Origin of the sequence: Roseovarius sp., from assembly GCF_040223625.1 — a bacterium.
In the GTDB taxonomy this organism is placed as follows: Bacteria; Pseudomonadota; Alphaproteobacteria; order Rhodobacterales; family Rhodobacteraceae; genus Roseovarius.
Window position 1 is genome coordinate 43,291 of record NZ_JAVKFX010000025.1, and the last position, 9,288, is coordinate 52,578.

Sequence of the window (9,288 nt, forward strand, 5' to 3'; positions counted from 1 at the left end):
ATGGCCGACGCAACCGCCAACGCCCCGCAAGCCCCCGGCAAGGCCCGCGCCCGCAGCGGCGCCCGCGTGAACGGGTCGGCCGTGGTGATGGTGCTTTACCTGCTCTTCTTGCTGCTGCCGATCTACTGGCTGGTGAACATGAGCCTGAAGACAAATGCCGAGATCCTCGGCTCCTTCACGCTCTGGCCGCGGAACATCACGCTCGAGAACTACGTGACCATCCTGACCGACGCGTCGTGGTACATGGGTTACGTCAACTCGATGATCTACGTGGTGATGAACACGGTGATCTCGGTCACCGTGGCGCTGCCCGCCGCCTATGCCTTCTCCCGCTACCAGTTCATCGGCGACAAGCACCTGTTCTTCTGGCTGCTGACCAACCGGATGGCGCCGCCAGCCGTGTTCGCGCTGCCGTTCTTCCAGCTCTATTCCAGTGTCGGCCTGTTCGACACGCATATCGCCGTGGCGCTGGCGCATTGCCTCTTCAACGTGCCGCTGGCGGTCTGGATTCTGGAAGGCTTCATGCGCGGCGTGCCCAAGGAGATCGACGAGACCGCCTATATCGACGGCTATTCCTTCCCGCGCTTCTTCGTGAAGATTTTCATGCCGCTCATTGCCTCGGGCATCGGGGTGGCGGCGTTCTTCTGCTTCATGTTCTCGTGGGTGGAACTGCTGTTGTCGCGCACGCTGACCAGTGTCGCGGCCAAGCCCATCGCCGCCACGATGACCCGCACGGTCAGCGCCAGCGGCCTTGATTGGGGCGTGCTGGCCGCCGCCGGGGTTCTGACGATCCTGCCGGGGGCCTTGGTGATCTATTTCGTCCGCAATTACATCGCCAAGGGCTTTGCCCTCGGCCGGGTATAGGGGAGACATCGCATGAGCTGGATGGCATGGACATGGCCGACCGCCGCCTTCTTCGGGATCATCGGGCTGCTGCTGGTGATCTTCACGATCCTCGCGGCGCGCTATCCGGAAACGCCCAAGCGCGGCGTGCTCCGGATCGAGACGACCCGCGGCGACCGGCTGTTCATCACGCTGCTCGGGTCGGCCTTCATCAACATCGCGTGGCTGGGCCTCGTTGGCACCAACCAGCCCTACGCGCTCATCGTTTGCCTTGCCTATGCCGCCGCGGTCTTCCGCTGGGTGTAGCTGAGCGAAACCGGCGGCCCCGCGCAGAGGATACGCGGACCGCTTCACGACGACCAAGTTCGAAAAATGGGAGGATCACATGAACTTGACCTTACGAACGACCACCGCGCTGGCCACGGCGCTCTGCCTGACGGGCGGGGCGGCCATCGCCGGCATGGAGGAGGCCAACGAATTTCTCGATTCCGAGATCGACGGCCTCTCCTCGCTCGACCGGGCGGCACAGGAAGAAGAGATGCAATGGTTCATCGACGCCGCCGAGCCATTCAAGGGCATGGATATCAAGGTGGTCTCGGAAACCATCGCCACCCATGAATACGAATCCAAGGTGCTCGCCCCGGCCTTCACCGCGATCACCGGGATCAACGTCACCCACGACCTGATCGGCGAGGGCGACGTGGTCGAGAAGCTGCAGACGCAGATGCAGTCGGGCCAGAACATCTACGATGCCTACATCAACGACAGCGACCTGATCGGCACCCACTGGCGCTATCAACAGGCCCGCAACCTGACCGACTGGATGGCGGGCGAAGGGGCGGACGTGACCAACCCCAACCTCGACATCGACGATTTCATCGGCACGTCCTTCACCACCGGCCCGGACGGCAAGCTCTACCAGCTTCCCGACCAGCAATTCGCCAACCTCTACTGGTTCCGCTACGACTGGTTCCAGGACGAGAAGAACCAGGCGGATTTCAAGGAAGAGTACGGCTACGACCTTGGCGTTCCGGTCAACTGGACAGCCTACGAGGACATCGCCGAGTTCTTCACCGGCCGCGACCTCAGCCATATGGGCGTGGACGAGGAAGTCTATGGCAACATGGACTATGGCAAGAAAGACCCCTCGCTCGGCTGGCGCTACACCGACGCGTGGATGTCGATGGCCGGCATGGGCGACAAGGGCGAACCCAACGGCCTGCCGGTCGACGAATGGGGCATCCGGGTGAACGAGAACAGCCAGCCCGTCGGCTCGTGCGTCGCGCGGGGCGGGGCCACCAACAGCCCGGCCGCCGTCTATGCCGTGACCAAGGCCATCGAATGGCTGGAGAAATACTCGCCGCCCGCAGCGGCCGGGATGACCTTCTCCGAAGCGGGGCCGGTGCCGGCGCAGGGCGCGATTGCCCAGCAGATGTTCTGGTACACCGCCTTCACCGCCGCCATGGTGGGTGACGGGGCCGAGGCCGTGCTCAACGAGGACGGAACGCCGAAATGGCGCATGGCCCCCTCGCCGCACGGCGCCTACTGGGAAGAGGGCATGAAGGTCGGCTACCAGGATGCGGGCTCGTGGACGCTGATGAAATCGACGCCCGTCGATCGTGCCAAGGCGGCATGGCTCTACGCCCAGTTCGTCACCTCCAAGACGGTGGACGTGAAGAAAAGCCACGTCGGCCTGACCTTCATCCGCGAGTCGACCATCAACGACCAGAGCTTCACCGACCGCGCGCCCAAGCTGGGCGGTCTTGTGGAGTTCTATCGTTCGCCGGCCCGCGTGCGCTGGTCGCCCACGGGCACCAACGTGCCGGATTATCCCAAGCTGGCACAGCTCTGGTGGCAGAATATTGGCGACGCGATGTCGGGGGCGAAAACGCCCAAGGAAGCGCTCGACAGCCTCTGCGCCGATCAGGAGCGTGTGCTGGAACGTCTGGAACGCGCCGGCGTGCAGGGTGACCTAGGTCCGAAGATGAACGAGGAGATGGACCCCGAGCACTGGCTCAGCCAGCCGGGCGCACCGAAAGCGGCCCTCGAGAACGAGGAAGAAGAGCCGCAGACGGTCTCCTATGACGAACTGATCAAGTCCTGGCAGGAATGAGCCGGGCAGCCGGGGCCTTAGGGCCCCGGCGCTTTCCCCTTGGCGATTCATCCGCTACCTTCAGAATTCACGAACGCGACAGAACGCCATGACCCATATACTTGCCATCGACCAGGGCACGACCTCCAGCCGCGCGATCCTTTTCGACCGCGAGATGCGCATCCGCGCCACCGCGCAGGAGGAATTCGAACAGCATTTCCCCGCCTCCGGCTGGGTCGAGCATGACCCGGCCGACCTGTGGGCGACGACCGCCGGCACCTGCCGCGAGGTGATCGAGCGGGCGGGCATCCGCACCGCCGACATTGCCGCCATCGGCATCACCAACCAGCGCGAAACGACGCTGGTCTGGGACCGCGAGACGGGCGAGCCGGTGCACCGCGCCGTCGTCTGGCAGGACCGCCGCACCGCCGACACCTGCGAAAGGCTCCGCGAGGCGGGCCACGAAGAGATGATTTCCGCGCGGACGGGGCTTCTGCTCGACCCCTATTTTTCAGGCACGAAATTGGCCTGGATCCTCGACAATGTCGACGGCGCTAGGGCGCGGGCCGAGAAGGGCGAGCTGCTTTTCGGCACGGTTGATTGCTACCTGATCTGGAAGCTGACGGGAGGCGAGGTTCATGCGACCGACGCCACCAACGCCGCGCGGACGCTGCTCTATGACATTCGCAAGGGCCGGTGGAGCCAGTCGATCTGCGACCTGCTCGACATCCCGGCGGACATGCTGCCCGAGGTCAGGGACAGCGCGGATGACTTCGGCAAGACCCGGGCTGACCTGTTCGGCCGCGAGATCCCGATCCTTGGCGTTGCCGGCGATCAGCAGGCGGCGACGGTGGGGCAGGCGTGCTTTTCGCCGGGCATGCTCAAATCGACCTACGGCACCGGGTGTTTCGCCTTGATGAATACCGGGGACGAGCCGGTGACCTCGAAAAACCGGCTTCTGACGACCATTGCCTATCAGTTGGACGGCAAGCCCACCTATGCGCTGGAAGGCTCGATCTTCATCGCGGGCGCGGTGGTGCAGTGGCTGCGGGACGGGCTGAAGATCATCCGCGAGGCGTCGGAGACGCAGCCGCTGGCGGAACGCGCCGATGAGGGGCAGAATGTCGTTCTTGTTCCGGCTTTTACCGGGCTGGGCGCGCCGTACTGGAAGGCCGATTGCCGGGGGGCGATTTACGGGCTGTCCCGCAATTCCGGCCCGGCGGAGTTCGCACGTGCGGCGCTGGAAAGCGTGGGGTACCAGACCCGCGACCTGCTGGAGGCGATGGCCGCCGACTGGACGGAGGACCGTGCGGGCGAGGTTCTGCGCGTGGATGGCGGGATGAGCGCGTCGGATTGGGCGATGCAGTTTCTGGCAGACATCCTGGATGCGCCGGTGGATCGGCCGAAGGTGCTGGAAACGACGGCGCTGGGGGCGGCGTGGCTGGCCGGGATGAAGGCCGGGATCTACCCCGATCAGGAAGGGTTCGCCCGTGAGTGGGCGCTGGACCGGCGGTTCGAGCCGCGCATGGAGGCGGAGACGCGCAATGCCAAGTACGAAAGTTGGAAGCGTGCAGTCGCGGCGACGATGACGGTGTGAGGCTCTGGATTTTTCATTGATTACCTGCAGTTAGCGCAATCCTCTCCTATTCGGAAATGAACCGGTTCCGCATCTCGACTTCCTGTCCGCGCATCAGGGTCCATGCCGTTTGCATGTGGTCGGTCATGATCGCGCGGGCCTTATCCGCGTCGCCGGCACGGAGCGCCTGAACCAGCTCGATCTGGTGGTCACGGCCCTGTTTCCAGAGTTCGCGGTTGGGCGGGGAATAAAGCTGGCGATAGACCGTCAGGTCGGTCAGCAGGTTGACCATGAAGTCGATCACGAAGCCCAGCAGCGGGTTCCCGGCCTGTTCCGCCAGCATGGCGTGGAAGCGGAGGGAGGCCACGTGCTGCTTGCGTTCCTCTTCCAGCGTGGCGGCCGGTTCGGCATAGTTGGCGAGGTGGGATTCGAGCTGTTGCAGCACGTCCTCGTCAAGCTTTCCGGCCAGCGAGGCGGAAAGCTCCGGCTCCAGCGCGAGGCGAAGCTGGTAGATGTCGCCGATGGTCAGGTCCTTGAAATAAAAGTAGTTTCCGAGAAGCGCCTTGGCGCGCTGGCGGCTGACCTCGTGGATGAAGCTGCCGCCGCCGGGGCCGGTGCGGGTCTTGATCAGGCCTTGCGCCTCGAGAATCCGCATGGCTTCGCGGATGGTGCCCTTGGCCATGCCGAAGCGTTCGATCAGCTCGGCCTCGGCGGGCAGTCGGTCGCCGGCCTGAAGCCCCTGGTCGACGACCCAGTCCTTGATCGCCTCGGCGACCTGAACGGGGCGGCTGAGCTTCGGTTCAGCCCGGCTGCGCCTCGATGGGGTGGTGGCAGGCGGCAAGTTGGTCCTTTCCCATAGGTCTCAATTCCGGCTCCTCGGCCCGGCACAGGTCGGTTGCGCGGGGGCAGCGACCGGCGAAGGCGCAGCCCGGCGGCGGGTCGAGCGGGTCGGGCAGTTCGGTGCCTTTCTGCTCGGGCGCGGTGAGGGCGCGGCCGACGACGGGGGCGCTGTCGGCCAGCAATTTTGTATAGGGATGACGGGGGTTTGCAAAGATTTTTTCCGCCTTGCCCACCTCGACCACCGCGCCGAAATAGAGCACGATGATCCTGTCACTGACCGCCTCTACCACGGCAAGGTCGTGGGTGATGAAGAGGTAGGTGAGGCCGAATTCTTCCTTCAGCCGGGCCAGCAAATTCAGCACCTGCGCCTGCACCGAGACGTCGAGGGCCGAGACCGGTTCGTCGAGGATGATGATGCGGGGATTGGCGGCGAGGGCGCGGGCGATGCCGATGCGTTGGGCCTGGCCGCCGGAGAATTCGTGGGGGTAGCGGTCGAGGAACTCTTCGCGGAGGTTGACGGAGGCGAAAATCTCGCGGATGCGATTTTCGCGTTCCGATTTTGGCATATTATACAGGCGCTTAAGGGGTGCCTCCATGATCTGCTTGATGGATTTGCGGGGGTTGAGGCTGCTGTTGGGATCCTGGAAGACATACTGGATCAATTTGCCGAATTGGGCCGGGTCGGCGTTGTCGAGGGCCTTGCCCTCGATCTCGATATGACCCTCGGAGGGCTCCAGCAGACCGACCAGCATTCGCGCGAGGGTGGATTTGCCGCAGCCGGATTCGCCAACGACTCCAAGGGTTTCGCCGGGTTCGACCGAGAAGCTCATCGGCCTCACGGCGCGGACGCCGTCGCGGGCGGGGCGGAAGAGCGAGCCTTTCAGCGGGAAGGTCTTGGCGAGGTTTTCGACTTTCAGGGCGGTCATGCGAGGCCCTCCGGCAAGGGGTCAATTCCAACGTCGGTATAACGTCGGTATTTTGTCGGTATTACGTCGGTGCGATGTACCGTCATAGCGCCTCCTCGGGGTAGAGGCAGCGCACCGCGCGGGCGCCGGAGCGGTCGAGGGCGATGTCGCCCTGTCGACAGCTTTCCTGCGCCTTGTCGCAGCGGGGCGCGAAGGCGCAGCCGGGCGGCAGGTCGTCGACCACCGGCGGCAGGCCGGGGATGGCGGCCAGTTCGCGCCGGCCTTCGCCCAGTTCCGGCACGCAGGCGATCAGGCGGCGGGTGTAGGGGTGGAGCGGGTGCGAGAGCACGCTGCCGGTCGGCCCCTCCTCGACGATGCGGCCGGCATACATCACCGCCATCCGGTCGCAGAGCTGGGCCACCACGCCGAAATCGTGGGTGATGAAGATGATCGCCAGCCCGCGTTCCCGGCGCAGGTCGTCGAGGAGCGACAGGATCTGGGCCTGCACGGTGACGTCGAGGGCGGTCGTGGGCTCGTCGGCGATGATCACGTCGGGCTCGTTGGCGAGCGCCATGGCGATGCCGACGCGCTGGCGCATGCCGCCCGACATTTCGTGCGGGTAGTTGTCAACGCGGCTTTCGGCGTTGGGGATGCGCACGTCGTTCAGAAGCTGGATGGCGCGGGTGCGGGCCTCGGCCTTCGAGATGCGGTGGTGCGAGCGGATCGCCTCGGCCAGTTGATGGCCCACCTTGTAGAGCGGGTGGAGCGTGGAAAGCGGATCCTGGAAGATGTAGGCGACGCGGTCGCCGCGTTTCTGCCGCAGCTTTTCGTAGGGCGCACCGACAAGGTCTTCGCCCTGGAAGCGCACCGCGCCGCCCGTGATCACCCCGGGAGGAGAGGCGACCAGACCCATGACCGACAGTGCCGTGACCGACTTGCCCGAGCCGGACTCGCCGATGACGCCCAGGCATTCGCCCGGTTTCACGGCGAGGGAGACGCCGCCGACGGCCTTGTAGATGCGCTTGCCCACGTGGAACTGGGTTTCCACCTCCTGGATGGCGAGGAGGTCGTCGGTCGGCTGCGGGGTATCGCCCTTGCGGTCGACCAGCGTGGTGGGCAGCGGGCGCGACAGGGCGCCCGAGCGCAGGCGCGGGTCGAGCGCGTCGCGCACCCCGTCGCCGAGGAGGTTGATGGACATGACGATCAGGAAGATCATGATCCCCGGCACGACGGAGGTGTGCGGATGGGAGATGAGGGCCGAGCGGGCCTCGCCCAGCATCGAGCCGAGATCGGCCTGCGGCGGCTGGGAGCCGAGACCGAGGAAGGAAAGGCCCGCCGTTTCGAGGATCATCCAGCCGACGGTGGTGGACATGGCGATGATGATGACCGGCAGGACATTGGGCAGAAGCTCGGTCAGGATGATGCGGGTGTGGCCCATGCCGGCCAGGCGCGCCGCGTCGATGAATTCGCGCCCGGCAAGGCCCACGGTGATGCCGCGGATGTTCCGGGCGAAGAAGGGCACGTTGACGGCGGCCACGGCGATGAGCGCGTTCATCAGGCCGGGGCCGAGGGCCGCGACGATGGCGAGCGCCAGCAGGATGTAGGGAAAGGCCATCAGCATGTCGACGCCGCGCATGAAGATGTTGTCGACCTTGCCGCCGAAATAGCCGGCGGTGATGCCGATGGCCGAGCCGAAGAAGGCGGCGAGCACGGCGGTCGCCACGCCCACGGCGAGGGAAAGCCGGGTGCCCCAGAGCAGGCGGCTGAGCAGGTCGCGGCCGAGATGGTCGGTGCCCAGCAGGTGGCCATCGGTGAAGGGCCGCTTGAAGCGGTCGGCGGTGGCGGTGATGTCGGGGTTCTGCAGCGGCAGTATGGGTGTGAGGATCACCAGCACCACGATGAAAGCCAGCACGACCGCGCCCATTGCCGCCAGCCGGTTGCGGAAGAGCAGCTTGAGGAAGGCCGTCATGTCTTGATCCTCGGGTCGAGAAGGCTTTGCGCGACATCGACCGCGATGTTGAAGAGCACGTAGCAGGCGGCGACGAAGACGACGCCGCCCTGCACCAGCAGCAGGTCACGGGTGAGGATCGCGTCGACCAGCATCCGGCCGACGCCGGGCCACTGGAAGACGATCTCGATATAGACCGCGCCCGAGAGGACGAAGCCCGCCTGGATGCCGAGGACGGGGATGATCGAGACCATGGCGGCGCGCAGGGCGTGGCCCATGATGACGCGGCGCTCGGGCACGCCCTTGGCGCGGGCGGTGCGGATGAAATCCTGCCGCAGCACTTCCAGCATGGCCGAGCGGGAGAGGCGGGCGATGACGCCGGTGGCGACGGCGGAGAGGGCCAGCGCGGGCATGATCAGGTGGCGGATGAGGTCGGGCAGGTCGCCGCCGCCATAGATGGCGTACATGCCCGAGACCGGCAGCCATTTGAGGTTCACCGCGAAGAGGAGGATCATCATCATGCCGAGGAAGAAGGACGGCACCGAGATGCCGATCAGCACGGTGAAGGTGATGGCCTTGTCGGCGAAGCCGTATTGCCGGGCCGCCGAGACGACGCCGGCGAGGATGCCGAGGATCGAGCAGAGCACGAAGCTGGTCCCGGCGAGGACAAGCGTGGCGTTGAAGCGTTCGAGCACCTCGTCGAGGACGGGGCGATTGAGCGAGAAGGAGCGACCGAAATCGCCCTGCAGCATGTTGCCGAGCCAGATGACGTATCGCTGCACCATCGGCTTGTCGAGGCCGAGGTCGCGGTTGATCTTCTCGACATTCTCGGGCGTGGCGTAGGAGCCGAGGATCGCGGTGGCCGGATCGCCGGGAATGAGCGACATGATCAGGAAGACGATGACCGTGATGCCCAGCAGGACCGGGATGGCCGACACAAGTCGCTTGAGGATGTAGCTGCCCATCTTCGACCCTTCATCTTGCCGGAAATATTCCGGGGGGAGCGTTGAAATCCCCGGATTTCAACGCGGGGGGCTGGCCCCCCGCCGGGGGGGGCCGCCGGGGGCGCGGGGGCCCAGCCAAA

The 9,288-nt window shown here is 65.5% G+C and carries 8 protein-coding genes; 4 read left to right on the forward strand and 4 right to left on the reverse strand.

All coding sequences use genetic code 11. The features are described 5' to 3' along the window. From RLN94_RS06615 to glpK, 4 genes are all read left to right on the forward strand, one after another. The gene (locus RLN94_RS06615) at positions 1-864 is read left to right on the forward strand and encodes a carbohydrate ABC transporter permease (protein WP_350129120.1); all 864 of its coding nucleotides are present in this window, start codon (positions 1-3) and stop codon (positions 862-864) included. Between the two features lie 12 nt (positions 865-876). Further along, a complete protein-coding gene (locus tag RLN94_RS06620) occupies positions 877-1,149 on the forward strand; it encodes a DUF2160 domain-containing protein (protein ID WP_350129117.1) in 273 nt (90 codons plus the stop codon). 79 nt (positions 1,150-1,228) lie between these two features. Further along, the gene (locus RLN94_RS06625) at positions 1,229-2,956 is read left to right on the forward strand and encodes an ABC transporter substrate-binding protein (protein ID WP_350129114.1); all 1,728 of its coding nucleotides are present in this window, start codon (positions 1,229-1,231) and stop codon (positions 2,954-2,956) included. Between the two features lie 88 nt (positions 2,957-3,044). Continuing rightward, positions 3,045-4,532, forward strand: a complete 1,488-nt coding sequence (glpK, locus tag RLN94_RS06630; protein WP_350129111.1) for a glycerol kinase GlpK — start codon at positions 3,045-3,047, stop codon at positions 4,530-4,532. A gap of 46 nt (positions 4,533-4,578) precedes the next feature. On the opposite strand, the gene RLN94_RS06635 is transcribed toward glpK, so the two are convergent. The 4 genes from RLN94_RS06635 to RLN94_RS06650 all read right to left on the reverse strand — a co-directional run bounded on the left by RLN94_RS06635 (position 4,579) and on the right by RLN94_RS06650 (position 9,169). Then, entirely contained in the window at positions 4,579-5,352 is a 774-nt protein-coding gene (locus RLN94_RS06635) for a FadR/GntR family transcriptional regulator (RefSeq protein WP_350129108.1), read from the reverse strand. Next, the gene (locus tag RLN94_RS06640; RefSeq protein WP_350129105.1) at positions 5,312-6,277 is read right to left on the reverse strand and encodes an ABC transporter ATP-binding protein; all 966 of its coding nucleotides are present in this window, start codon (positions 6,275-6,277) and stop codon (positions 5,312-5,314) included. The genes RLN94_RS06635 and RLN94_RS06640 overlap by 41 nt, the downstream gene beginning before the upstream one ends. 82 nt (positions 6,278-6,359) lie before the next feature. Next, complete coding sequence (locus tag RLN94_RS06645) at positions 6,360-8,225, reverse strand: dipeptide/oligopeptide/nickel ABC transporter permease/ATP-binding protein (RefSeq protein ID WP_350129102.1); 1,866 nt, start codon at positions 8,223-8,225, stop codon at positions 6,360-6,362. Next, positions 8,222-9,169 carry an ABC transporter permease gene (locus RLN94_RS06650; RefSeq protein ID WP_350168712.1) on the reverse strand — a complete coding sequence of 316 codons (948 nt, stop codon included), beginning with the start codon at positions 9,167-9,169 and terminating at the stop codon, positions 8,222-8,224. The genes RLN94_RS06645 and RLN94_RS06650 overlap by 4 nt, the downstream gene beginning before the upstream one ends. Positions 9,170-9,288 lie beyond the last annotated feature (119 nt).